This window comes from Chitinophaga sp. (genome assembly GCF_035538455.1).
Classification (GTDB): Bacteria; Bacteroidota; Bacteroidia; order Chitinophagales; family Chitinophagaceae; genus Chitinophaga.
The window spans coordinates 1-25,945 of sequence record NZ_DATLKJ010000067.1 but is presented as its reverse complement, the minus strand read 5'-3'; the positions used below and the strand labels follow the sequence as shown (position 1 = coordinate 25,945).

The 25,945-nt window shown below is 48.3% G+C and carries 16 protein-coding genes; all 16 read left to right on the top strand.

Annotated elements, in window-relative coordinates; all coding sequences use genetic code 11:
* Positions 1-10: 10 nt before the first annotated feature.
* Positions 11-1,414: a phage tail sheath family protein gene (locus tag VM802_RS07890; RefSeq protein ID WP_325529282.1), complete on the top strand. Its 1,404-nt coding sequence runs from the start codon at positions 11-13 to the stop codon at positions 1,412-1,414.
* 68 nt (positions 1,415-1,482) lie between these two features.
* Positions 1,483-2,424 (top strand): hypothetical protein, encoded by a 942-nt coding sequence (locus tag VM802_RS07885; protein ID WP_325529281.1) that lies wholly within the window; start codon positions 1,483-1,485, stop codon positions 2,422-2,424.
* 39 nt (positions 2,425-2,463) lie between these two features.
* Complete coding sequence (locus tag VM802_RS07880) at positions 2,464-3,291, top strand: hypothetical protein (RefSeq protein ID WP_325529280.1); 828 nt, start codon at positions 2,464-2,466, stop codon at positions 3,289-3,291.
* A 32-nt stretch (positions 3,292-3,323) separates the two neighbouring features.
* Positions 3,324-3,767 carry a phage tail protein gene (locus VM802_RS07875; protein WP_325529279.1) on the top strand — a complete coding sequence of 148 codons (444 nt, stop codon included), beginning with the start codon at positions 3,324-3,326 and terminating at the stop codon, positions 3,765-3,767.
* A 2-nt stretch (positions 3,768-3,769) separates the two neighbouring features.
* Positions 3,770-4,234: a phage tail protein gene (locus tag VM802_RS07870; protein ID WP_325529278.1), complete on the top strand. Its 465-nt coding sequence runs from the start codon at positions 3,770-3,772 to the stop codon at positions 4,232-4,234.
* Between the two features lie 24 nt (positions 4,235-4,258).
* Positions 4,259-4,423, top strand: a complete 165-nt coding sequence (locus tag VM802_RS07865; protein ID WP_325529277.1) for a DUF5908 family protein — start codon at positions 4,259-4,261, stop codon at positions 4,421-4,423.
* Positions 4,423-5,133, top strand: a complete 711-nt coding sequence (locus tag VM802_RS07860) for a CIS tube protein (RefSeq protein WP_325529276.1) — start codon at positions 4,423-4,425, stop codon at positions 5,131-5,133. The genes VM802_RS07865 and VM802_RS07860 overlap by 1 nt, the downstream gene beginning before the upstream one ends.
* Before the next feature lie 2 nt (positions 5,134-5,135).
* Positions 5,136-6,923, top strand: a complete 1,788-nt coding sequence (gene vgrG, locus VM802_RS07855) for a type VI secretion system tip protein VgrG (RefSeq protein WP_325529275.1) — start codon at positions 5,136-5,138, stop codon at positions 6,921-6,923.
* Between the two features lie 18 nt (positions 6,924-6,941).
* Positions 6,942-7,232: a PAAR domain-containing contractile injection system baseplate protein gene (locus tag VM802_RS07850; RefSeq protein WP_325529274.1), complete on the top strand. Its 291-nt coding sequence runs from the start codon at positions 6,942-6,944 to the stop codon at positions 7,230-7,232.
* Between the two features lie 15 nt (positions 7,233-7,247).
* Positions 7,248-7,712, top strand: coding sequence for a gp25 family contractile injection system sheath assembly initiator (locus tag VM802_RS07845; RefSeq protein ID WP_325529273.1), 465 nt, complete (start codon positions 7,248-7,250; stop codon positions 7,710-7,712).
* The gene (locus VM802_RS07840) at positions 7,712-11,686 is read left to right on the top strand and encodes a baseplate J/gp47 family protein (RefSeq protein ID WP_325529272.1); all 3,975 of its coding nucleotides are present in this window, start codon (positions 7,712-7,714) and stop codon (positions 11,684-11,686) included. The genes VM802_RS07845 and VM802_RS07840 overlap by 1 nt, the downstream gene beginning before the upstream one ends.
* A 28-nt stretch (positions 11,687-11,714) precedes the next feature.
* The gene (locus VM802_RS07835; RefSeq protein ID WP_325529271.1) at positions 11,715-13,403 is read left to right on the top strand and encodes a tail fiber domain-containing protein; all 1,689 of its coding nucleotides are present in this window, start codon (positions 11,715-11,717) and stop codon (positions 13,401-13,403) included.
* A gap of 36 nt (positions 13,404-13,439) precedes the next feature.
* Entirely contained in the window at positions 13,440-20,735 is a 7,296-nt protein-coding gene (locus VM802_RS07830; protein ID WP_325529270.1) for a baseplate wedge protein, read from the top strand.
* Between the two features lie 22 nt (positions 20,736-20,757).
* The gene (locus VM802_RS07825) at positions 20,758-23,904 is read left to right on the top strand and encodes a hypothetical protein (protein ID WP_325529269.1); all 3,147 of its coding nucleotides are present in this window, start codon (positions 20,758-20,760) and stop codon (positions 23,902-23,904) included.
* Positions 23,901-25,727, top strand: coding sequence for a contractile injection system tape measure protein (locus VM802_RS07820; RefSeq protein ID WP_325529268.1), 1,827 nt, complete (start codon positions 23,901-23,903; stop codon positions 25,725-25,727). The genes VM802_RS07825 and VM802_RS07820 overlap by 4 nt, the downstream gene beginning before the upstream one ends.
* A gap of 2 nt (positions 25,728-25,729) precedes the next feature.
* Positions 25,730-25,945 (top strand): hypothetical protein (locus tag VM802_RS07815; protein WP_325529267.1); only part of this gene is annotated, 216 nt, incomplete at its 3' end.

The following is a 25,945-nucleotide window of genomic DNA, read 5'->3' as shown; positions in this document are numbered from 1 at the left end:
CTGATCAACTATGGCAAACACATACTATACACCAGGAGTGTATATTGAGGAAATCTCGAAGTTCCCGCCTTCCATTACCGCGGTAGAAACAGCCATCCCTGCATTCATCGGCTTTACACAACAAGCCAGCAAGGATGGTCTGGACATTTTCGGAACTCCCGTACGTATCAGCTCCCTGCTGGAATACGAGAATATTTTCGGTGGTCCGCAGCCGGAAATTAATCTGGTGGTGTCCATTAACGACGACCCTCGTACCGGTAAACAGTACAACGTGAGCTTCGATGAAAGCGACGGCAAAGGGGCTTCAAAGCATATCATGTACTATGCCCTGCAGCAGTTCTTTGCCAACGGCGGCGGCCCCTGCTACATTATATCCACCGGCGCTTATCTGCAACTGGGTACACCGATCACTGATCAGGCCCCCTTTGAAAATGCACTGACAGAGCTGAGAAAACAGGATGAACCTACACTCATCATCTTCCCCGAAGGCCAGAACATGCCTAAGGATACTTATAAGTCACTGCTGGAACTGGCCCTCACACAATGCTTTGACCTGAAGGACCGGTTCGTGATTATGGACCTCTTCAACAATGGTGTAAAGCTGAAAACAGAAGGCGATATTCTTACTGCTGCCGGAGATTTCCGCGATGCCATCAGTCTTTCAGGTGATTACCTCAGCTACGGCGCCGTATATTTTCCTAATATCCGCTCCACCTTTGATTACGTTTATACAGCTTCAACAGTGACCATTAAAGGTGGTAGTGCACCCACCTTCGATGGACTGAACAACCTGGAGAAAGCAAACGTAAAGCTGGCAATCTCCAATTACTCTATCTTATTACCTCCCAGTGCAGCCGTGGCAGGCGTTTACGCGCGTGTAGACAATGATCGCGGTGTGTGGAAGGCGCCCGCAAATGAAGGTCTGCTTTCTGTCTCCGGAGTAACCTGTGATATTAATGACCGCATACAGCAGAACCTCAACGTAGACACCAATGCAGGTAAGTCCATCAACGCTATCCGTTTCTTCTCCGGTAAAGGCATCAAAATATGGGGGGCACGTACGCTGAACGGCAACTCCAACGAATGGCGCTATGTCTCTGTGCGCCGCTACTTCAATATGGTAGAAGAATCTACCAAGAAAGCCACAGAAGCATTTGTATTTGAGCCCAACGACGCTAACACCTGGGTGAAGGTGAAGGCCATGATCGAAAACTTCCTGATCAATCAGTGGAGAGCAGGTGCTCTTGCAGGCGCCAAGCCCGAACATGCCTTCTACGTGAAAGTAGGTATCAATGAAACCATGACAGCATTCGATATACTGGAAGGCAGAATGATCGTTGAAATAGGTCTGGCAGTAGTTCGTCCGGCAGAATTTATCATACTCCGCTTCAGCCACAAGATGCAGGAATCATGAGCTGATGGCTAATTACTTTCAGCTTCCAACAGCTTATTTAACCCCTTCAAAAAAATAATCTGACAGATATGACAACAGATAAAACCCCCAACGAAACCCCGCAGCAGCCCTGCGTACCGGGAAGCCCTTCCCAGTTTGAACTGCTGCTTAAGGCGTATGGAATCACGCTGGCCGATGAAAAGCAGCGGGCTACCGCCGATCTGAGTTTGCAAAACACCAAAACAGAAACCGCTGACTATGCATTATGCATTGAACGAAAGGTCAATGATAAATATGCCCGCGCTGTAAAGGAATACAATTTCCTCAGCAATTGTATTACCGTCTATTCCAGCCAGGACCTGGATGGACTTACCGATACTGTTGGTAAAGTGATCGGCCAGAAGAACAAAGATGTGAAAACTTCTCTGGACGCCGCTGTAGCAGCCATCAAAGCAGCTAAGGGAAAGATCGGATTAATGGATGATCTGGCTGTACAACTCAAGGATGCCGTAGCTGATTCCTGCAATTCTGAAGAACTGAAACAGATCAGGGAATGCCTCGCCAAAGGAGGCGCCGGTAAGAAAAATATTGAAGACAGCGTAGCGGAGTTCGTAACCTATGCAGACCAGATTGTAGACCAGGTCGACGATGTAGCACAGGCGGCCGTTAAGGTATCTGGTATCAATGCTTTCATCAACATCGATAGCCTCATTGCACTGGTGGCAACAGCAAAGGCTGATGGTGGTAAGCTCGCCACAGATGTAGAAGCCAATGTAAAAGATTCACAGAAGAAGTATGACGATTCCCGCAAGCCGCTCGGTGACGCGCTGAAAGGCCTGAGCACCGCCAGTACAGAAAAGTACAAGGCAGCAAATTACGAAGACGCAGTGATTGCTGTCAGCGGATTTGTGGAACACGTAGAATGTCATGACTGCCGTAGCCTGGATGAAATAGCGGAAGAAGCGGAAGATACATTCAATAGCGAACATTGCGGCTCCTGCGGTCAGCACGACGACGAGGTGGAAGAATAAATCAACACCTTATTTATCATACCGATCAATTACATCATCATGGCTTTAAATAACGATACCGTACAACAATACATTGACCGCCTCAAAAAAGAAAGCACCGAGGCCGGACAACATCTCGATTCCGCAAAAGCGGAAGAGTCAAAGAAGGCGGGCGCGCTGGACAAAACAAGACGCTGGTCCGGAGTACTCGGCGATGTGCTGGGCACTGTCACCGAAACCAATCGCCTGGGCATGATCTATCTGGGCACACTGGAACGTACCCGCCAGAAAAATGAGAAAATAGGAGAGAACGCTTCCCTCAGCGTCGAGGCTGTCAAAATACTGATCTGTGAAACCAGAAAAGTATTGGATTGCTCCGAAGTACTGAAAGGACTGATAAAGATTTTGTCAGACCGCATCGACTGCAAAATACCCTCCAATGGTCCCGGTTCCATCCTGAATTTGTTGCAGGCACTGAAAGCAGCAATGGACGTCGCCCTGGCAGCAATTAAAGACGCTGTCAACCTGCTCCTGGCTACCTATCATCTCGAAGAGGAGCTGTGGGAACAACTGGCAGGAGAGAATGGTACGCTGAAGCAGGTAACGGACATGCATACACTGGTAACTGACGCGCGGAAACCCGGTGTAGGTGATTGCGCATCCTGTCATCCCAAAAAGGTGCCCGTATTCCCAATGGATGACGAAGCTTGCGACTTCTACACAAAAACCAAACACCAGTACGAAGAAGCACTCGAAGATCTGAAACGACTGCAGAAAGAACTGGAGAAAGCTACCTGCAAACGTGAATTCGCACAGGCCAGGAAGGAAGCTCTGGATAGCGCGTTGGCCGCAGCACTGGCCGCGAAAGCATGTGAAACAAAGAAATAAAAACATTCAACTAACCGAACAAAAGCATAAAAATGGCAAATTATCCATTACCGAAATTTCACTTCCAGGTAGACTGGGGTGGTAAAAATATCGGCTTCACAGAAGTTACCGGGCTTACAGTGGAAACGGAAGCAATTGAATACCGTCATGGCGCCAGCCCCGAGTATCATAAAACCAAACAACCCGGACTTCAGAAATACAGCAACATAACGCTGAAGCGCGGTACATTCCAGTCAGACAATGAGTACTTCGATTGGTGGAAAGAGACCGTTTTCTTCCAGGAACAGAACGGCAAATACCGTCGCGACATCACCATCAAACTGTTAGATGAAACCCACAAACCTATCATTACCTGGAAGGTGAAGAATGCATGGCCCATTAAAGTGCAGGCCGCAGACCTCAAAGCTGATGCGAATGAGATCGCGATCGAAAGCATTGAGCTGGTACATGAAGGGCTGGTAGTTGAAAACAAATAATCATGGCAACAGGCGTTTATCCACCGGTAGGATTTCATTTTAAAGTAGAGTTTCTCTTCGGAGGAAAAGACGGACTACAACGATCCGGCAATGATATCCTTTTCCAGTCTGTATCAGGACTCAATTTCCAGATGCAGACGGAATCCTTCCGGGAAGGAGGCGAGAACCGGTTTGAACACGTAATCCCCGTACGCAACAAATGCACAGACCTGGTGCTGCGTAGGGGCATCTTCAAACCGTCAGACTCTTCCATCTCAAAATGGTGTCTCGATGCTTTCAAAAACTTTTCCTTCTCACCAGTTGACCTGGTCGTCAGTCTGCTGGATGAAAAACATCAGCCACTCATGACCTGGAAGGTGCACCGCGCCTGGCCCAAGAACTGGAAGGTGGCCGACTTCAATGCCGATAAAGGGGAAGTGGTGATCGAAACGTTTGAACTTAACTACAACTATTTCACACTCGAATAACATCACCTTAAAAACACCCTGTCTATGCCCGTAGAAATAAAAGAACTGGTCATTAAGGTGGTTGTCGATGAAGCCGGCGGTAAAGGAAATGCGGGTAAGAATGAGCATGAGGAAGGATCTCCGGAAATGCTCGTCCGCGCTTGCGTTGAAAAGGTACTGGAAATTCTCAAAGATCAAAGAGAACGCTGATGGCAACAAAGAAAGAAACGGCAAACGTTGAAAAGATTGTGATCCGTCAATACCTGGATCCGGTGCTGCAACTTTCAGCCGGCGGTGAGTTCGTGATTCCCATTAATCCGGAAAGTTATGCACAGTCCTATAAGGTGGAAGCAAGGCAGAAATCCACCGGCGGGAACCAGGGCAGCGATCCGGAGTACAAGTTCACACCTCCCGAGCAGCTGAAGCTCGACTTCATACTCGACAATACCGGTACCATTGAAGGTAATATACTCGATGGCACAGAAGTGCGGGAACAGGTGAAGAAGCTACTGGATATCGTGTATGAGATGAAAGGTAAATCACACCGGCCTGCGTATCTTAAAATTCAGTGGGGACTGTTCAAGTTTGATTGTATTCTCGTATCGCTCGACATCAACTATGTGCTGTTCAAACCTAATGGGAACCCACTGAGAGCCAAAGTGAGCGCCAACTTTACGCAGTATGTAGCACCAACGAAACGGGTGAAGGAACAGGGCAAGGAATCACCTGACCTCTTCCACAGCGTGAAGGTAGCAGATAGTGATACATTACCGCTGCTCTGCTATAAAAGTTATGGAAATCCCGCACTATATCCGCAGGTAGCCTACTATAATTCGCTGGCAAGTTTAAGATCACTCAAAACAGACCAGGAGCTGATATTCCCGCCGGTAAAGCAATCAGATAATCCTAAAACACCGTGACAATGGCAGATACAGCGCAAATAACCCCAGATGAGCAGGTGATACCGGCGCCGGAACAATACGACTACACGCAACTGAATATTGTAGTGGAAGGCCGCCGGTTGGACGAAGCAGACTATAAACTGCGCGCTCTTTCAGTGGTGAACGAGGTCAATATGATCCCGTCTGCACGCCTGTTGCTCGTGGATGGAGATGTAGCCAACGCAACGTTTGCTTCCAGTGAATCGGCCGACTTCATCCCCGGTAACAAAATTGAGGTCAAAGTGGGCCGTGATGGTAAGCAAGACACCGTTTTTAAGGGGATAATTGTGAAACACAGTATCCGCGCCAATGAGCAGGGATCCGCATATCTACAGCTCGATTGCCGTGATGAAGCAGTGTCACTTACACTCGGAAGGAAGAACAAATATTTCCGTGATGTAACCGATAGTGATGCGCTGAAGCAGATACTGGGCAGCCATGCAGGTAAGCTGGAATCCACCGATATACAGCATAAGGAACTGGTACAATACTATTGCACAGACTGGGATTTTACATTAAGCCGCGCAGAAATGAACGGTTGCCTGCTGCTGGCAAAGAACGGAAAAGTGGACATGCTCAGACCATCGCTGGCGAGCCCTGTATTGACGCTCGTCTACGGTGAAACTATCCAGGAGTTTGAAGCAGAGATGGATGCACGTACACAGTGGCAGGAAGTAAATGCCAGCTCATGGAGTTATAAGGATCAGCAGCTGAAAGAATCTGCGGCCTCCGCTGTGTCGTTTAAAGAAGCCGGTAATATCAAAGGTAGCGAGCTTGCTAAAGCAGTGTCTCCGGAAAAGCTGGAGCTGCGTCACAGTGGCCTGATTGACGAGCAGGAACTGAAAGCATGGGCCGCATCTGCCATGCTGAAAAGCAGGATGGCCAAAATCCGCGGTCGTGCAAAGATAAAAGGCTCACCCGCTACCATACCCGGTGATACCATTGAACTGAAAGGACTTGGTAACCGCTTCAACGGGCCGGTTTATGTCAGCGGTGTGCGTCATGAGTATCAGGACGGCATCTGGCAAACTCAGTTGCAGTTTGGGGTATCACCTGAATGGTTTTATCACAAACCCGATATCATTGAAACACCCGCTGCCGGCCTGGTACCGGCAATACAAGGCTTGCAGATCGGCGTAGTCGTGCAACTGGAAAATGACCCGGATGGGGAAGATCGCATCCTTGTGAAAATGCCGTTGGTAGACAACAACGACAAAGGTACCTGGGCACGTATGGCCTCACTGGATGCAGGAAAGGAACGTGGTTACTTCTTCAGACCAGAGATAGGAGATGAAGTAATTGTCGGCTTTGTAAATGGTGATCCCCGCTTTGCTGTGGTGCTGGGAATGTTGAACAGCAGCGCTAAGCCCGCACCTGTACAGGCAAAGGATACCAACCATATCAAAGGTCTCGTTACACGCAGCAAGATGAAGACAATGTTCGATGATGAAAATAAAGTGATGCGGATGGAAACGCCCGCTGGCAACTTTATAGAGCTGAGTGAAAAAGACAAAGCAATTGTGGTACAGGATCAGCATGGTAACGTCATCAAAATGGAATCCGGCGGTATCACCATCAAAAGCATTGCTGACATCAAAATGGAAGCTACCGGTTCTTTTTCACTGAAAGCTGGAACAGACATAAAGATGGAAGGAACTACCATCTCTGCAAAAGCCAATGCCACCGCTGAGCTCAGCGGACAGGCAGGCGCAAAAGTCACCTCTTCAGCAATGCTGGAGCTGCAGGGCGGAATAGTGAAAATTAATTAACCCGTAATACATACGATTATGCCTCCCGCCGCAAGGTTAACTGATATACATGTTTGTCCTATGGTCACCGGTGTCGTGCCTCATGTAGGCGGACCCGTATCCGGACCTGGAATACCTACCGTGCTGATCGGCGGTATGCCTGCCGCCGTAGTCGGAGATATGCTGACGTGCGTTGGCCCGCCGGACGTGATCATCAAAGGATCGGCAACCGTCATGATAGGCGGTAAGCCTGCCGCCCGTATGGGCGATATGACGGCACACGGAGGCACTATCGTGGCCGGATTACCGACAGTAATGATAGGTGGATGAATAAAATTTTCGCATATGCTCGATTCGAAAGATTTTTTAGGCTGTGGCTGGGCATTTCCGCCCACCTTCCGCAAAGAAGATGACAATAACAACAACGAAGGCTACGCGCTCATGGCTGTGGGCCGTGATGATATTGAACAGAGCCTGCGTATCCTGTTGTCTACCAGCCTCGGAGAACGTGTGATGGTACCGCAGTATGGCTGTAACCTGTCAGACTACCAGTTTGCAGCCATCAATAATACATTGGTCGGTTTCATCATCGATCTCGTATCAAATGCCATCCTGTTCTATGAAGCCAGGATCAAAGCAGATAACATCACCGTTACTGAATCCGACTCCTGGGATGCTGTGCAGGGATTCTTACGCATCAATATTGACTATACCATCAAAGCCACCAACTCCAGGTACAACTTCGTGTACGATTTCTATATAAGAGAAGGAAATGCAGATGGCGTAAATACAATTACAGCAATTAGATAATGAATGCTACAAATAACATATCAGGAAACCTGGTGCGCGACGGCGTAAGCCAGCTGCAACGGAAGATCGCCGCACTCGCTACAGAAGAGCTGAAGGTAGATGAGCGCAGCACAGCTCAGCTGCTGGGATTCCTCTACCGCTATGCCAGGTATGTGCTGTACTATGATGACAGCATATACTCCCCTTTCCAGAAGGCAGACACATTACTCACTACCAGGGGCGATTGGCAGGATTTTTTTCGCCATAATCCTCCTTTTCAATATGCCGCAGTACAGCAACTGGATATCTCCGCGTTTGATACCGCTTACCATCAGGCACGCAGCAACTTCTCCCGCCAGCAGCCGGAAGACCAATTCTGGTCACTGTTTTCACGGATAATGGACATGGTGTTGCAGCTTAATAGCTGGCAGTCGCAAATAGATACATCCACCGGGCTGCAGGGAATGTTGACCGCGTTGGTTCGGACTGATTTCAGTAAAGCACTCTATCGTCTCATCGCGATGGCCAATACTTTTAGTCCGCTCCCCGATGAAGCCGTGAACAACATTGCTATCCTCCGCCAGAATGAGAATTGGCAGCTTACCATGGACAAGCTGATTGCAAAGGATGCCTTGCTGGTCAGACTGAAAAATTATCCGCGGCGCAAACGAGAGAAGATGTTGGCACAGCTGGACGAACTCTTCTCCATTTTCTACAAAGGACTGCAACAGGCACAAGCCTTTGCCCTGAGCGATTTTGATAAGGTGCTCACAGGAGAACAAAAGCACCAGCCACATGTAGGTCTGTTGTATGCATTCCTGCGGCTCTTCGATCTGGTGCGGGGAAAGATGAATACTATTACAGACCAGCATCTTAAATTCTTCTACGAAGAAGTACTGCAGCTGAAGAAAAGACCGCTCCAGCCCGATCACGCACACATTGTTACAGAACTGGCAAAGCAACTGCCTGACTACCTGTTGAAAGATAATACCTCATTAAAGGCAGGAAAAGATGCGACCGGAAAAGAAGTGGTTTTCAAAACAGAGGAAAGTGTAGTATTGAATAAAGCGAAAGTTAACCAGCTCCGTACACTCTTCAGAGATAATAAAGCTAATCTCTACGTAGCTCCCGTAGCGGCCAGCGCTGATGGCCTCGGCGAGGCATTCAGAAACCCCGCAACAGGCAGTTGGCCGGTGCTGGGCACAGGTGATCATATCAGCAAGAACAGTCCTGATCCTGTAGCAACTCATTTCCCGTTTGCAACAACTGGTTTGCTCATGGCTTCTTCCGTACTGTTATTAAATGAAGGCAGCAGGGAAGTGATTGTAATGATCAAACTGCAGAAAGGGGATGATTCATTACAAAGTGAACTGACAAAAACATATTACCTCCTGAACAATGATATACTGGCTGCATTCGAAAAAGCAGGTATTGACAAAGAGAAAGTCGGTAACATCAGGAAGAAAATGAAGAACGATGATGTGAAGGAGAAATGGCTGAATGACGATAAAACTGGTCCGCAGAGCTTTATCGCTTATACCGGTATTGATACGCTCCTCGATGTGGCAAAAAGTATCGCAGGAAAGAAGCTGCTGCAAATAGATTATACCACTGCTGATGGTTGGAAATCTGCGCCGCAGCCTGAACTTGAACTATCAGGTACCGATCTGAAAATAAGCTTTAAACTGGCAGCTGATGCACCTGCTGTAGCCACGCCGCCGGCAGACATTATCGGTGCTGTGTATCCGGTAAATGCGCCCCTGTTACGGATTTTATTTAATCATAGCTTGCATTATCACATCGGGGAAACAGATAAACCACTGTATGAGACGTTGAGCCACCTGGTTATTAAAGAAAGTCGTATAACCGTAAAGGTGGAGAACGTCAGGAAACTATTCATCAGTAATGATGAAGGTGCACTGGACCCCAGCAATAAATTCCTGCCTTTTACAGGAGTACCAAAAATTGGTAGTAATCTTTTTATCGGCAGTGATGAAGTTTTCAGGAAGAAGCTGGGAAAGCTGGAGCTACACTGGGAGTGGGAGGGGCTGCCGCCGAAAAACGATTTTGGAGAATATTACAAAGCTTATGAACAAGCTGGAATTATAAATGAAGCCTTTACTGTAAGAATAAACGCGCTGAAGAATGGGAAATGGCCCGATAGGGCGGAAGGCGATAAACTCAGGTTGTTTAGAGAGATTAACAACACTAATCCATTAATCGACCTGGATATTCCTACTGCCGATATTCCTGTGGTGACGCAGCCATCTCCATTGGCTCCCTACAATAACACCTCTTTGTATGGATTCATCCGGCTAAGCCTGGACCGGGATTTCTTGCATAATCAGTATGCAGCTGTATTAGGCAGGCAGTTGTTGAAAATCGGTAAAGCGAATCTCGATGATATCAAAGCAAGAATTGTTGTATTGGATAGTCAGGCAGGTAATACAAAAAACCAAACAGCGCTCACCAAATCCGCAGCAGACGGCATAACGCCTGATAGCTCCGGAGATAGTTTCCAGGATCTGAGGAATAAAGCAAACAATGCGGATACAAATGCTCAGATTGCCTACACTAGCGCCGATGTGCTGAACGCAATTGTGGAGCAGCAGCTTCCCGGCTCTGCTGATATACCTAATCCTCCCTATACCCCCACCATCAAATCTTTCTCGCTGTCTTATGAAGCAACAGCCGACGATAAAGATATTACCCTGCTGCATCAGTATCCCTATGAGATAGGTAACTACAAGCAATTATCATCTGCGGATGATTTACACCTGATGCCTGTCTACGATGCAGAAGGCACGTTATATATCGGACTGGAACAAGCTATAGCAGGCAGCAACATCAACCTGCTGTTCCAGCTGTCTGAATTCACCGCCGATCCGGATATACGTCCGGCCGATGTGAAATGGAGCTACCTCACAGGTAATGAATGGAAGCCGCTGGAGAAAAATACACAGCTGATCAGTGATAATACCCAGGGTTTGCTGACATCCGGCATCGTTACCATTGCATTGCCCTGGGATGCGGACACTGCACACACCGTATTACCATCAGGTTTACACTGGCTGCGCATCAGTGCCGGGAGATATACTACAGCAGTTTGTGAAGCAATAGCAGTGATGGCACAGGCTGCACGCGTGGTATTTGTCAACAACAACAACGACCCGTCAAGAGTGGTACCCGGCTTGCCGCCGCAAACTATCAATGGACTGGTAGTGCCGGACGCTGCTGTCAGCAAAGTATTACAGCCTTATGTATCTTTCGGTGGCAGAAGAGAAGAAACCGCTGAAGAGTTCCGCATCCGTGTAAGCGAACGGTTACGCCATAAAGGAAGGGCTATTAATGTATTCGATTATGAACATATCATATTAGATGCATTTCCCGAAATATTCAAAATCAAATGTATCCCGCACAGTAAAATGTGCCGCGATGAAAAAGCTAACATCGCACAGTTGCTTTCCCCCGGATGGGTGACCCTCGCAGTAATCCCGCGGATAGACGACTTTCCGGCAGATGAAAAGTCCAACCCCAAAGTGAGCAGGATTATTCTGGAAAAAGTAAGCCAGTACCTTGCTCCCCGTACTTCTGCCTTTGCAAAGGTACAAGTGATTAATCCTGTTTATCAGCCTGTTGACTTTAAGGGAAACATCCGCTTCAAAGAAGGACTGGACGTGAACTTTTACGGTAAAAAACTGATCAGGGAAGTGCAGGCGTTTATGTCTCCCTGGATCAATACCGGTTCGCAGGACATCGTTTTCGGCGGTACGCTGATGATGTCGTCAGTATTGCAATTTGTAGAGCAGCGAGACTATATAGATTTTGTAACTGAGTTTACCATGTTCACAAACAAAGATGGCACAAACGGCCCGCCTGTAATGGCTGTCACGGCAGATACGCCATGGTCCGTACTGGTAGCCGGCAGACAAGATTACATCAGCATCACCGCCTGTAACAGCAATGTGTCGCAGCCGCCATTCCAAATCAGATAACTATTACTAAAAATCAAAAGATATTCCCATGTCTATAACAACAAGAGCAGTGCTGAAAGCACAATTCAAATCCGGAGCTATACCTACTTCACAGGATTTCATTAACCTGATAGACTCCTCACTGGTGAGAAGGGATGATGCCTTCTTCGGTAAGTGGGTGGCAGGCATCTGCTATTATGAGGGAGATGTTGTTATCTACAATAATGCCTTTTATACCTGTACACCTGCCGGTGATAAACCCTGCGGCTGTGAGAGCCGCGATAGCAAAACCTCCGACCCTTCAAAAGGGGTCTGCTCTGTAGACAACCCGAAGAAGGACTGCAATAACTGGAAGCTGATCGATGTGGATGCGACAGATGACGATTGGGAGATCGTGCGGAACAGCGACAAAGTACCGATAGCCATGTACGCAAAGGTATTTGGCAAAATAGGCATGGGCATACAGAATCCGCAGGCACGTGTACATATTCATATCGATGAATCACAGGCAGACTTCCTTTTCAGCCCCGAGAATGCAACTGTTCCTGCATTTGTGATCAGGCATACGGAAGATGAAAAAGAACAGTGGTTATCACAACACGTAACCAGCGCCCGTGCAAACTTTGATACCAATACCACCGGCTTCCGGTTCAATGTGGAAGAGCAGCAGAGCGGCGAAGGAGAAATCGCAGGTGAAGGGTTGACAGAAGATACAAACCCCATATTTCTTACCAATACAGGACACATTGCCAGGGTCGGAATAGGCACAGATACGCCGGAAGCTGCACTCGACGTGCATAATGAAAACAAGATACAGGTGATGGTGAACCCGGTGGCCTCCGTAATACCGCAAGCCGTGTTTATCGCCGACGATAAATACCTGGCTACTGCTTTGTTACCAACTACAGCCTGCTTTATCACCAACGCTCCGGATGGTTTTTATTTCCGCAAAGGCCAGGATGATAATAAAGATTATCTGGCAAACGCCAATAATGCGGACACACACACGCTGTTGTCCGTGAAGCCTAGTGGCCGCGTAGGCATTGGCACTGAAACACCCGTCACTACCGTGGAAGTAACTAAAGATGGCGGCGGTGGTGCATTCCTGATGTGCCTTGACAAAATCAACCCCGGTTTCAGTATCATCAACAACAGGCCTAATACCGATAAAAGAAATTACCTGCTGATAGGCGCAGACAACGATTGGGGTGCTTTCCTCACCGATGCCGACAAAGGGTTTGTTTTTAAGAGAGGAGGGGAATACGGTGGCGATAATGAACTGGAAATTAACCAGGGCGAAGACCTGATAACCATTTCTCCGGAAGGGAAAACCGTCATTGGCGGCCTTACACCGGAAGGATTCGAACTGAATGTAAAGGGCCGCGCCTGTGCGCAGGGTCTTTACCTCGATACCGACGTACGCAAGGTAAAAGGTCCAAAGCCTCTTGGCAGCGTGTTGGCAAACGTAAAGAACCTGAACCCGGTTACTTTCACTTTCAATAAAAAAGCCAACTGCCCGACAAGTGAACAGCAGATCGGTTTCCTGCCGCATCAGGTGGAAGACTTTTTCCCTGAACTGGTCAGCACAGATCCCGACGGCGTGCAATCGCTGGCTTATGCTAATATGGTGGCTGTTCTCACCAAAGCCCTGCAGGAGCAGCAGGAACTGATTGAATCCATGGGGAAACAAATCACATCCCTGGAAAAACGTATCGCCGCCCTGGAAGGCAAAAAGTAAAATGATACCAGTTAGATCATCAAGCAATACTTAAAAATGCCTGAACTCAAATGCATAACAACCGATAAGAACAGCGGGTTCCCCGAGTTTCTCGACTTCGCCACGCTGCGCAAACTGGGCATTCAGCATATCGCTGAGTTTTCGGGCAAAATATGGACAGACCACAACCTGCATGATCCGGGGATTACCATGCTGGAAGCACTGTGCTATGTGCTCACTGACCTGGACTATCGCACCAGCTTCGGGTTCAGCGATCTGGTGGCTGCCCCTCCCGGTGCCAGACGCGATGATAACTTTTTCACCGCTGCACAGATGCTGGGTAATAACCCGCTTACTGTGACGGATATACGCAAAATGCTCATCGATATAAAAGGTGTACGCAATGCATGGCTCGAAAAGCCGGAAAAAGGAGAGTTTACATTGTCTTACGACTGCAAGACCTCCACATTGATGAACACGCCACCAGATGGTAAGTTTACACCTGTACCACTCCATGGCCTGCAGTATGTGCTGATTGAACCGGATGATGTCTATGCATCCGCCTATGAGAAGGATGCCTGTGGCAATAGCGTGTTTCCGGTGGAGAAAATGCTGGCAGACATCAATGAAAGACTGCACACACACCGCAATCTGTGTGAAGACTTTGCCGGAGTGATCATGTTGGAAAAACAACCAGTCAGCCTTTGCCTTCACATTGAGCTGGCAGCTAATTATGACCCCGAAGATGTACTGGTAAATATTTACAGCAATATCCAGGATTTCTTTTCTCCGGCGCCACGGTTCTATACTATGCAACAGCTACTGGATAAGGGCCGCAGTATGGAGGAGATATTTGAAGGCCGCCCTTACAATTTTGATCTCAATGAAACTTTGCTCGTGAATGGCTTTATCGATACAATGGAATTGGAAAGCCTCGAACGCCGCACTGATATACATGCTTCTGATCTTTACCGCATCATCATGAGTGTACCTGGTGTAGCCGGTATTACACGCCTGGTAATGAGCAGCGAAGATCCGGACGCTTTTCCTGTAACAGATGCTTCCGGCGAAAAGGTAACACCGGAAGGAGAAGAGTGGTGCCTCAGACTTAGGAAGAACCACCGCCCGGTATTATCTCCGGAAACATCCAACGTTATCTTCTTCCGCAATAAAATCCCTTTCACAGCAGACATCTCCCGGGTAAAACAGCGCTATCTGAAAATTATATCAGACTATAACAAATTCCCCAAATCGGAAACGTCGCTGGATACTGTAGTCCCTCCCGGCCGCCAGATGGAACTGGCACAGTATACTTCTGTGCAGTACGAGTTTCCGCAAAATTACCTGATCGGTAAGCATGAAGTATCTCTCAATGATACCGCCGCCCGCAAAGCACAGACACTGCAGCTGAGGGCATACCTCCTGTTTTACGACAGGCTGCTGGCAGATTATCTGTCGCAGCTGTCCCACATCAGGCAACTGTTTGCCTTACAACCTGGTGGAGAGGATGCACAACATACCTATTTCCCCGCAGATCTGAATGGGATACCACAGCTTCCTTCATTGCTGCGTTATGCCAGATCACTGCCAGGCACATCTCAGAACAATACACCAAAAGGCACATCGCTGGCCTTTGAACCGGCACAGAATGGCTTGGCACACAGACAGTACGATTCCATGTTCCTGCGTGATGAATCTATCAGACGCATTATCAACGCCTGCGCTGGTAATGATTTTAAAGCTCCGCCCAGGCAAAGCGAAAATGGTGACTGGTACTTTGTAATCACAGATCTGGCCGATAACCTCCTGCTGATCAGCACCGGACGCTTCAGTAAGAAAGAAGACGCGGAACAGGCTGCGCGCGACGTCGGTTTCCTGGCCGGACTTCCAGGCAGCTATAATAGAATCAACAACCGCAAAGATGATCAGTATAGTTTCGATGTAGTATATAACGATGCCGGATATACGGAAATGCTGACTGCAATATATGAAACCGGTACACAGTATCAGGAAAGGAAAGAGCGATTCCTGAATCACCTGCTGGCAAGGTTTTCTGAGGATTTTACAGATTATGCGCTCATGATGTATAACCTCAGCGGTAAAAAGAATGATCCTGACCGCAACATCGCCGATAAAACAGCTTTTCTGGCTGCATATCCTGAAACCAGCGCCAATCGTGCCCTCGCTTTTAACTATATACAACCCCCTGCCGGATTCCCCGTGAGCGGATTGCAACGGAGGGTAGATGGACTGATGGGTATACGGAAGTCTCCCGGCGTATCCCTGAGTAATTTCGATCTCGTTGTTGCCGAGACGTTAGAACGTTTTACCTATAAAACAGCATTGGGCGAACAGCCGCTGTTTATCAGCGAAAGTCTTCATCAAAAAGAAGATGAAACCAATCTGAATACCAATTTTATACCGCTGGCCGCAAAAAGAAGTAACTACAAACCTTATGGGTGTCCCGGGGAAGGCGTATATGGCTTCACCGTTCAGTCGCCCGTAACCGACAGCCAACAGATGATTGCGAGATGTACGGTTGAATGTACTACTGCTGCTGAAAGAGATAATCTGGCCGATTGGCTGGCCGGATACTTTGCGCAACATGGAGGTTTATACCAACGCTATACACGTACAAAAGAAGGGTATTACTTTTTATTGCAGGACGAGAATGAGATTATCCTGCTGAAAGGAACTGAAGCCCATACATCCCCGGATGAAGCGCTGATAGCCGGTTACAACTGCCTTGAAGTATTGCAGGAAGATAGTGTCTGGCAGGTGGTGCAGGAACAGATAAGCGGCAATTATATAATCCTCATTAAAGAAGATAATATACTGCTGGCAAGGCATCCGCAGGTGTTTGGCAGCAACAGTGCCGCTACGCAGAAGATGACGGAGCTGCAACGGTATTTCCGCCGCCATAACCTGGTGTATCACAGAGATACGGATGAACTGTACAACTGGCAGCTGAATCACCATCATAAACCGGCATGGCAGGGTGCTGCTGCATTCAGAAGCGACAGTCAGCTGCCTGTTGCATTCGAACAGTTTGTAGTACTGGCAGCTCAGACAGTGAATTATCTCATTGTCCAGGAAACAGGTGGATATATATTGCAGGTAACACGTACCGAAACAGTTAATGAAGATACCACACCTGTGGTCACTGTAATAGCTCATTACCTGTCGGCATTCCGCACCCGCGAAGAGGCTGAGCAGGCAAGAGACCGCTACGTTTCGCTCTTTAATCGTATATGGGGGGATGTTAGCAACATGGTAACGGAAATGGATGCTGCCATCTATCACTTCCAGGACCTGGAAGCACCCGAAGGTATGCCGCTGACACTCCTGTATGCCGTAAGACCTGTTCCGGAAGGCCCAACGGCAGCACATTATACACGGAATGTAATACGCAGCGCGGCAGATCCCGCATTGCTGACAATATCACCCGCAACAGGCTGCCGCTATTGGGTACAGTTACATGACGCCTGTGGGCATCTGCTGGCGGTAAGCCCGGAAGCGGATGACCAGGCCGCGGCGGAGAAAATAAAAGAGAGAATATTACTACTGGCGGGCGAAAACTCACTCTGGTGCGAGCGGGGAAAGATCCTGAAAGCATACGGTTTCCTGCTGAAAGACGCAGGTGATCCATTGTTACAAAGTATTCCTGTATGGGATACGCGGGAGGAAGTGTTTACAGCCCTTCTGGCTTGGATCATGCAGGCTGCGCCAAGGGATATTCAACCGGAACAGCAACCAGGTAACGGTTTCGGATATATGGTTTTCGCCGTTGATAAATCACCATTTGCCAGACAGGCACAATGGTATCCTTCAGCGGAGAAAAGAGATGCCGCTCTGAATGTATTGCAGCAGCAACTTGACCGAATGGCTGGCAATACAGACTGGGTGCAATTGTCTCTGTATCACTACTACTTTAAGATTCAGGAGCCAGGTGGCATGGTATTACTGGAAGGAACTGATTTCTATACTACCGATGAAGACGCACGCATCGCCTTCTATGAAACAGTAAGGCTGGGTCGGAAGCGTAAATACTACATGCCTGTTACGTACGACAACTGTACCTACAGCTTTACATTATTGGATGATGAACAGCAGGTAATCGCTGTACATCCTGTTGAATATACCACTACAGCAGCGCGGGATGCCGCTATAGAGCGTACAATCCGCTTCCTGCTGGAATACGGGCAGCCGGTAACGGCTATCAATCTGGCCGGCTCCTGGTCATACAGCCTGGAATGGCTGTCGTGTTGCGGTCGCCGTCCTGAAACGGCATTGCTTGGTCTGGATGAGAAAATGAGCGAGGAAGAAGCAAAAGATGCACTGAAAGCAATATTGGACCTGATAAGGAACGATGAAAAAAACCTGACGGTATTGCAGGATGATAACGGATACCGCGTCTTTGTGGTGAATGGAGACCTCCGGTTAGCTGTACACCCACACTGGTTTGGTTGCGGGCTGCGCGCCAAAGAAACCCGCGACAGAATATACCGGTGGATCCTTAATGCCAGTACTGAACTGTCTTTCACCCCTGAAACAGTGAATACCGTATTGTACCAGCAGAAGGACAATGTTCGTGCGTTGATAGGCTACCGGTTGTGGGACCGGGAATATCGTATAGCCCGTTACGTGAGCCATTTCGACACCCCGGTCAAAAGAAACGAGGTGATGCAACAGCTCCGGAACCGGTACCAACGGAAGCTACCTGTTTATACTGTATTGGAGAAAGGTGATACGGTAGTGGTATCAGAAAACGGATTATTCTACTTCCAGCTGCGCCGGAACAACCTGTTGCTCTGGCAAAGTGTAAATGCTTATCCCGATACCGCCTCCGCTGCAGCTGCTTTCAGCGGGATAAGCTGGTATATTCTCCAGCTGGCTGCGAAGACAGACAACTATAGCAAATGGACAGGGAACAATAAGGAACTGTTCTTGTATGATACTAAAGGCCAACCGCTGGCCATTTATAAAGAAGCTTTCAGTGATGAAGAGGCATTCGATGCGGCTATCCGTACCCGCCGCCTGTTTGCTCTGCAGCATGGCGTTTATCGCCAGTCCGGAGGAACATACGGATTTCACATATACGATATAAAAACCGACACATACGAATGGGAAAGCATTCCCACATACCCCGACCCGGATCAGGCATTCGCTGCATTGTCGGAGTTCCTGCAGTTACTGCGCTATCGCGGAAACTATTGCCCCGATAACGAAACGGTCGGTTGTTACTATTCCATCAATATAGGTAAGGTACTGCTGGATATTAAAGAGGTGACGAAACGGTGTGGTGATGAAGACCCTAAGGTGGATGAATCCGGGGCCTGGAACCGGCTTCAGAGCTTCCTTGATAATCGCAGCGAAAGTACCGGCAGTTTTTTCAGGTATACCGATTATACTGCTGGCTGCCGTTATGCGTTCCGAATGGTCGATGATGCCTACCGCGTAGCACAACATACCGGATGGTTCCCTGACGCTGAGCATCGGAAGAAAGGAGAGCAGGATACCGGCTGGTTTCAGGACATGGAGAAAAGAGAGAAAAGAAGAACATCGCTGGTGGCTGATATTAATTGCCGCAGGGAGCTGTACGGACACTTTGTGAACCCCCGTGATAACAACATTACTGCGCCGGAAGATCCGGCTAAGAACAACGACGAAACAGATAAGGCGTATATTCTTGGCTGTTACTTCAAACACCCCGAAAAGCTGAATGCACAAGACTTGTGGCTGAGCTACAATGATATTCAGGACATGTTCAGGAAGAACAGCAAGGATGAGAAAGCAGACATCGTGTTGTGGAAGATCGTGGAAGAAACCCTGGCTGGAAATGTCACGTTGTATCACTATCAGATGACAGGCGTGAACGGTGAAGTGGTCTGGAATGCTGTAACCCGCTATACATCAAAGGAACTGGCGCAGAACGATAAAGAAAGGTTCTTCTTTGTGTTCCTGATGGAAATGGCGCGTACCGCAGCGTCTTACTACTATGAGCCGCTGGCGGATTGCGATAAGGCCTTCAGGTTGTCACTGAGAGATATGGATGGCAGAACTATTGCAGTAGCCCCGGACATCATATGTGCACCCGATATTGAGCGTGACCGTGCTACCCGTATTTTCAACGCCATGGCCTTTCCTGTAGTCGAAAACACTGACGGATATACATTTGAGATCAACAACATAGCACAGGTGGAAGAAGAAGGAGAGACCATCTATCAATATAATACGGTATGGGAATCCTCCACGGTGTATGATACACCGGAAGATGCAATGGCAGCACTTAAAGAAGCCGTAGGACTGTTGGGCAATATCGACAATTACCAGCGGGACGATGAGAACAGTTGTGGCCCGTTTGGTATTGTGCTGGTAAATCCCTCGCACATACTGGCCGGACATCCGCTCACCTACATCAGCGTAACAGCCAGGGAGATTGCTATCAGGCAGGTACAGGAAGCGATCAGTTCTGAAGGCTTCCATTTACTGGAGCATCTGTTGTTGCGTCCCCGCACACAGCAACAGTTACACGAAACTCTGCAGTTAGAAGTAAGATGGACGCCCGCGGGAAAAGACGGAGATGCGCTGGAGCTGAAGATTCGGAGTGAGTCGGCCTTCGGAGATGTAAAGAACACCGGTGAAGCTGCATTCCTGAAAGCATTGCAGGAGGCGGCAGCGCGAAAAGGTATTTATATCGAAGAGAAGCCTGAACAGTTCATCATATCCTGGTGGAGGAACGATGAAAGAGTAGCATCGGCTGCATTGGCGAAGACGCCTGCTGCTAGCGATGCGCTGGCAGATCTGGATACATTCAGGGCTGGCATGCAGTCTACACTGGCCAATACGGTGGCCGCAGCAATTGTTACCGTAACGCTGCCTGTTAATTGTGATGCGGGGAACGATGTGCTGCCTGTTTGCGACGATGTATGCCTCTGTGATAACCATCCGCAGGCAACAGACCTGGAGAATGATCCGTGCGACTGTACTTTCCTGGCTGATCCATATTCATTCTGGGCTACGGTTGTTTTGCCCGCCTGGCCACAACGCTTCCGTCTGGCTCGTTTCCGGCAGTTCTTTGAAGATACGCTGCGCCGTGAAGCCCCGTCTCATATACGGCTCAACATTGTATGGGTTGGACCACAGCAGATGCTGCAATTTGAGAAAGCCTGGAAGCAGTGGATAACAGCCCTTTCAAGGGAAGATAGCTGTGATTATAATGACAGCCTCCGGAAACTGAACGACATTTTAATGAAACTGAGAAATGTATACCCTGCAGCGTTCCTGTATGATGATCAGGGCGGAGACAATAAGCCGCTGGTCCTGCTGGATGAAGCAATACTGGGTTTGTAATTAAAAAATAAATTCTTCAGAAATGATAGTTAATAACCCCATCCTTTACCCTTATTTTAAACAGGGACAGCAGCTTAAAAGCACTGGACTGAACGGGATAGTTGATTTCGCCAGGAATGAGGAGCAGGATACCCGTGTATTCCTGGAGGGCGCAGGTATATTCTATGGACTGAACTTTACTGTGAAGACAGATGAGCAGAATGGTACGCTGACCTTAAGCAGGGGCACAGCTGTAACGTCAGATGGGATACTCTTTTCCACGGAGAAAGATATTGTCTTCAATGGTGTCAGCAAGAACAAAAGTGGCGGTGATCTCACCATAGAACTGTTCGGAAAAGACATCACTACACCTGTACTGAACAGTAAAGAAGAGAACAAGGATGCGCTGACTGCTCTCCTGAAAGGGAATACGCCATATGTCGTAGTACTGGTAGTACACAACGAAGAATCAGAAGATGCTTCCTGCTTGTACGGCTACCAGAGCAATGGTATTAAAATCACTGAAAATGTTGTACTGGCGCTGGTTGATCCGCAGATCTTCGAAGGTCATCGCGGTTGGGCCGATACCGTAAATGCCACATCGCCTGGTAATGACCCGGAAGTAGAACGTTTTGGATATACCGGAGCGGATGCTACCGCTGAGATCTCATTTACACGGTTTACCAGCTGGGAGGAAATGCGGAAAGGCTTCGGCAATGTTTGCGAAAGAGCCGAACAGAAAATAGGGGACGCCTACATTGCCTTATACAAAAGTGTGAAGTTTTACCTTGATCCCAACGATGATAGCACTACACCGTTTGATGGACTCGCTGTAGCGCTCAGGCAGCTTCGGGTACAGATAGATACTCCGGGTACGGGTAACAGAAGACTTTCGTGGTTGTATGATTATTACCGCGACCTCATTGCTGCTTACCGCGAACTGGCAGAGATGTCGGACTTTAATTTTCATTCTTATTGGCCCGATAAAGATTTTTTCCGGGGATATATTGCACTCGGTGGTATCAATATTACATCGGGGAAAAACTACCGCATGGGACTTTATCGCCCGCCCTTTGCTGACCGTGGTGGTAATGCACTCGAGACGGCCAGTCTATTGCTGCAAAGAATGAAATACCTGGCGCAGGTTAATAATACCATTTTCCTGGACGCCCCACCTACAGGGAATAATATAGCCATACGCTTTATTCCCGACGCTGGTATTCATCAGCCATTAAGTAAAAGGGCAGTCCCCTTTTATTACAAAGATCCCCAGGCACTTGCAGCACTATGGAACCCGGCATTGTTACGTACACACCGTACAACCAGCATCCCCGGCGCGAATGCCGTAAATGACACGCGCTTCATGCTCACAGACATCAACGGCTATACATTTTTTATGGTCACCGGCCATATCAACGGCGCTGTTAAAGAGGTACAGGACAAAGTGAAGGAATTACGGAAAAAGATGCACCTGCCTTTCGATGTGAAAATTGTTTATCTCGATGGAGATAATGCACTGACGAACCTCTTCAAAGAATGCTCTGCAGGTTTCGGAGACCTCGGCATTGTGCTGGAAAAAATAGTGAACGATATCCGTTGCGCAGGAACCTGCGGAGAAGAGTTTGAGATAAGTATTTTCAATGAAAAGTTTGATCGCAGAAGCATTGGTAAAATGTTCGAAGCACTCGTCACCTTCTTCGGGAATACGACTGATGAAACCCTGGACGAATTTGTAAAAGACAAGTGTGCACCGCCATCCAATGAAAGCGATAAAGCCCTGCCGTCGATCTGCAATAGCGATGACCGTACCTGTTGTATCAGCGCCTTGACGTCTCTGTATGCCGTTTGTAAATCCTATAAAGACCGTAAAGATAGCCTCGAACAGGAGTTGTTGTTTCATCGTTTTGCTGAAAATCACCCCGGTCTGGAACATAACGCTGGCGTGCCCCGCGGCGGTACCCTCGTGTTAGTATGCGCCCGTAAGGATGTAACTGATCTGCCAACCGATACAATTGCAGGAATGATGAAAATCATGCTCCGCAAAGATAGTGTTGGACTGGCTTTAACAGAAGATCTTGCAACGGAGTTGTCACAGTACAGCGTGGTCGCCGATTTCTGCCTGCCCTATGTTTGCTGCTCAAAAACACCATCTGTAAAAGTAGAGTTCCAGAAACTTCCGCCCGCGGCCCTGTTCAGTGTGGCAGGCCTGGTGTTCAACAGCGAAACAGCCAGCTACAAGCTCACGCTTAAAAACGAATCATTACGCGCTTCAACATACCACTGGCAACTGCTGGACGGCAAAAGAAACCAGCTGGCAGACAAGGATACCAATGATCTCAATGTACCGGTTGATTTTGAGCTAAAGCTGAGTAACGGTGTCGAATACACGGTAGTGCTGACTGCCTCCAATGAAGGATTAAGCAGCAAATACGAACAGGACCTGCTCGTATGCCCCCAGAACAATGTATCGCTCACCAGCAACGGACAACAGGCCATCGAAATAGCATTGCCGGACGCCTCAAAACCAATAATGCTGGAACCTTCTCCATATGGAGGCGATTTCGATCTCACCGTAGACGGTAGTAAAAAACAGGCGCCGGCTTTCAAAGTGTCCTGGACGGAAGACAGAAGTAGTGCACTCCTGACCCTGGTGAAACCCGTTACCGGCAACTATCTGCTCACTTATACGTTTGCTGGCAAAGTGGAAGGCTGCACCAATGCGGAAGCAACCCTGAAGATTGCCATACTCGATTCATTGGAAAAAGTCTTCGGTAGAAGGGCTGCTGCATACGCAACACAGATAGGCAAAATCAAAGCGCCGGATAACGATGACAAACTGAAAGAAGCAGTGAAGAACGCCAATGACCTGATGAAAATACAGGGTGATGTTGCCGCATTACTCCCGGCCTACAAGAAGCTGCTGGGTTCATTGCCAATCCCTCCTGATGATACACAAAAACCTTTGGTAATGAGCCTGACGATTTATGCAACTGCCTATTTTATTGACAGACTCGTTGCAACTCCCCAGGATCAGGTCCCGGCTGGTAGCAACGATCTGGTGAATGACGCTGTCAAAGTAATCCTTCCCACCGGCAAAGACGACTGGAACAAGATCTGGAACCCGGATGAGATCAGAAGGAGCAGCACCGAAGTAATTGTTAAAAAATATGAAGACATGTTCAACGCATGACCACACAGCAACATACCATAGGAAAGCTATTGCTGGAAGTGCAGTCCCCGCCGGGTAAAGATACGTTTGCCCTTCAGGGAATACTAAGTAACAGCTGTACTACCACGCTGTCAAATCAGTTGGCGGCACTGTTTGATACCTGGACCTCTCCTGATACCCTGCTACAGATACCGAAATTGGAAATAGACCTGGGCGTTTGTGATCTGGATACGTTGCAGCGGGAGTTGCCGCAGCTGGTAATTTCGTACCTGCGTCAGCGTTACCAGGGTATTCGCCCGGATGCTGTACCGGAAACAGGCATGCGGCAAATACCACTGAGGCATGCCCACTTTAACGGCTGGTTATATTTCCTGGAACATGGCGTATTGCCTTTCACCGCTACACGACATGAACAGGAGGAATGGGAAACCGCTGTTCTGGAAACATTGGCTGCCGAAGCAGCTGCATGGACCCGGTGCAGCGAGTTGCTCAGAAGTAGACCACTCGCAGTAAAGCGACTGGTATATCAGTTTTCACACCACTTCGTACACAGCTGGATACTGGCTTATAGTGGCAGTGGGTATCATCAGGCTTTACAGCTCACAGAAGAATGGGAGACATGTTGCTATGAAACATTACCCGCTTATGCCGCCAGCATTGGAATGTCGGCATTGATACAGACTGTATTGCCAGACAGAAGCAGCTTCCGTCTCATAGCAACTGAATGGCTGATCAAAGAAATGATCCTGCCTGGTCGCAATAGTCTGACGCCTGTTGTGCTGGATGAACTAATCCGTTATACTATACCTCAGCAATATATAGTACGCTGGCTAGGTTTACTACCACAGCTGCCAGTTGACGAAATAAGTGCCATGCCGTCATTGCAACAGCTTGCCACCGGGTTGCTGTCGTCAAAGTATAATATCGCCTGGCCAACACATAGCGGCGCTCCCAGACATGAGAATGACATAGCCGCTATAAGTGACATATCAGAACAAAAATCGGTAACGGAAACGAATATATGTGAATCAGCTTCGCAGGAAATAAAAAAATCTGATGAAGCATATACCGGTAAGGATGAAAAGGCTGCAGAACAGCCGGAACAGACTGGTAACACAGATGGCAGGAAAGCAGAGAAAGAAGGTAACGCTGAAAGCATCCTTGGTAAAAATGTTTCGTTGGAAAACTCTTCCGGAGAAGTGTCCCGGCCACAGGATAACAGGAATCAGACATCAGCAGAAAAATTATCAACAGCAGCATCAACCGGAAAAACATCAACAGAAGAAATCCCCGTAAAACAGGTATCAGCAGAAGATACACAGACCGTCAATCCCGAAGAAGGAGAGCAGCTATATGTCGGCAATGCCGGGCTGATATTGTTACATCCTTATCTGGGGATGCTGTTCGATGCGCTCCGGCTTCGCAGGGAAGGGCAGTTCTGCGATGAAGACGCCCAAGCCAAAGCAGTGCAGTTGCTGGGCTATCTGGCAAATGGTGACCAGGACATCCCCGAATATGACCTGGTATTACCAAAACTACTTTGCGGCATCATGCCGGCGCAGCCGGTCAAACGCTTCATAACACTCACAGCAGAAGATAAAACCGAAGCTGATGAGCTACTGTTGGCAGTTATCCGTAACTGGGGTGTACTCGGTAATACGACTCCGGATGGACTGCGTGCCAACTTCCTCCTGCGTGAAGGCCGGCTGGAATGGAAGAACGAAGAATGGCAATTGTATGTATCGCAGCAGGCATATGATATTTTATTGAACCGCTTACCCTGGGGCCTCAGCGTAATATCGCTGTCGTGGATGCCCTGGCTTATTAAAACAGTCTGGATCTGAATATGACAAAAGTGACCGACACCAAAAGTACCAGCAGGGCTGCCCAGCATCAAAAGCAGCCAGGAAATGCTTTCTTCGGCAAAGAAAGCAGCAGCTCTTTTTTTGGTGAAACGGAAACAGCCGATTCTCCCTTCTTTGTACAACGCAAACTCACCGTCGGTAAAGCCGATGATCACTATGAAAAACGAGCGGATCAGGTATCGGATAAAGTTGTTCAG

What these genes read in the sequence shown, in the direction of transcription:
- VM802_RS07890 (WP_325529282.1), top strand. Translation starts at nt 11, where the DNA reads ATGGCAAACACATACTATACACCAGGAGTGTATATTGAGGAAATCTCG.
- VM802_RS07885 (WP_325529281.1), top strand. Translation starts at nt 1,483, where the DNA reads ATGACAACAGATAAAACCCCCAACGAAACCCCGCAGCAGCCCTGCGTA.
- VM802_RS07880 (WP_325529280.1), top strand. Translation starts at nt 2,464, where the DNA reads ATGGCTTTAAATAACGATACCGTACAACAATACATTGACCGCCTCAAA.
- VM802_RS07875 (WP_325529279.1), top strand. Translation starts at nt 3,324, where the DNA reads ATGGCAAATTATCCATTACCGAAATTTCACTTCCAGGTAGACTGGGGT.
- VM802_RS07870 (WP_325529278.1), top strand. Translation starts at nt 3,770, where the DNA reads ATGGCAACAGGCGTTTATCCACCGGTAGGATTTCATTTTAAAGTAGAG.
- VM802_RS07865 (WP_325529277.1), top strand. Translation starts at nt 4,259, where the DNA reads ATGCCCGTAGAAATAAAAGAACTGGTCATTAAGGTGGTTGTCGATGAA.
- VM802_RS07860 (WP_325529276.1), top strand. Translation starts at nt 4,423, where the DNA reads ATGGCAACAAAGAAAGAAACGGCAAACGTTGAAAAGATTGTGATCCGT.
- vgrG (WP_325529275.1), top strand. Translation starts at nt 5,136, where the DNA reads ATGGCAGATACAGCGCAAATAACCCCAGATGAGCAGGTGATACCGGCG.
- VM802_RS07850 (WP_325529274.1), top strand. Translation starts at nt 6,942, where the DNA reads ATGCCTCCCGCCGCAAGGTTAACTGATATACATGTTTGTCCTATGGTC.
- VM802_RS07845 (WP_325529273.1), top strand. Translation starts at nt 7,248, where the DNA reads ATGCTCGATTCGAAAGATTTTTTAGGCTGTGGCTGGGCATTTCCGCCC.
- VM802_RS07840 (WP_325529272.1), top strand. Translation starts at nt 7,712, where the DNA reads ATGAATGCTACAAATAACATATCAGGAAACCTGGTGCGCGACGGCGTA.
- VM802_RS07835 (WP_325529271.1), top strand. Translation starts at nt 11,715, where the DNA reads ATGTCTATAACAACAAGAGCAGTGCTGAAAGCACAATTCAAATCCGGA.
- VM802_RS07830 (WP_325529270.1), top strand. Translation starts at nt 13,440, where the DNA reads ATGCCTGAACTCAAATGCATAACAACCGATAAGAACAGCGGGTTCCCC.
- VM802_RS07825 (WP_325529269.1), top strand. Translation starts at nt 20,758, where the DNA reads ATGATAGTTAATAACCCCATCCTTTACCCTTATTTTAAACAGGGACAG.
- VM802_RS07820 (WP_325529268.1), top strand. Translation starts at nt 23,901, where the DNA reads ATGACCACACAGCAACATACCATAGGAAAGCTATTGCTGGAAGTGCAG.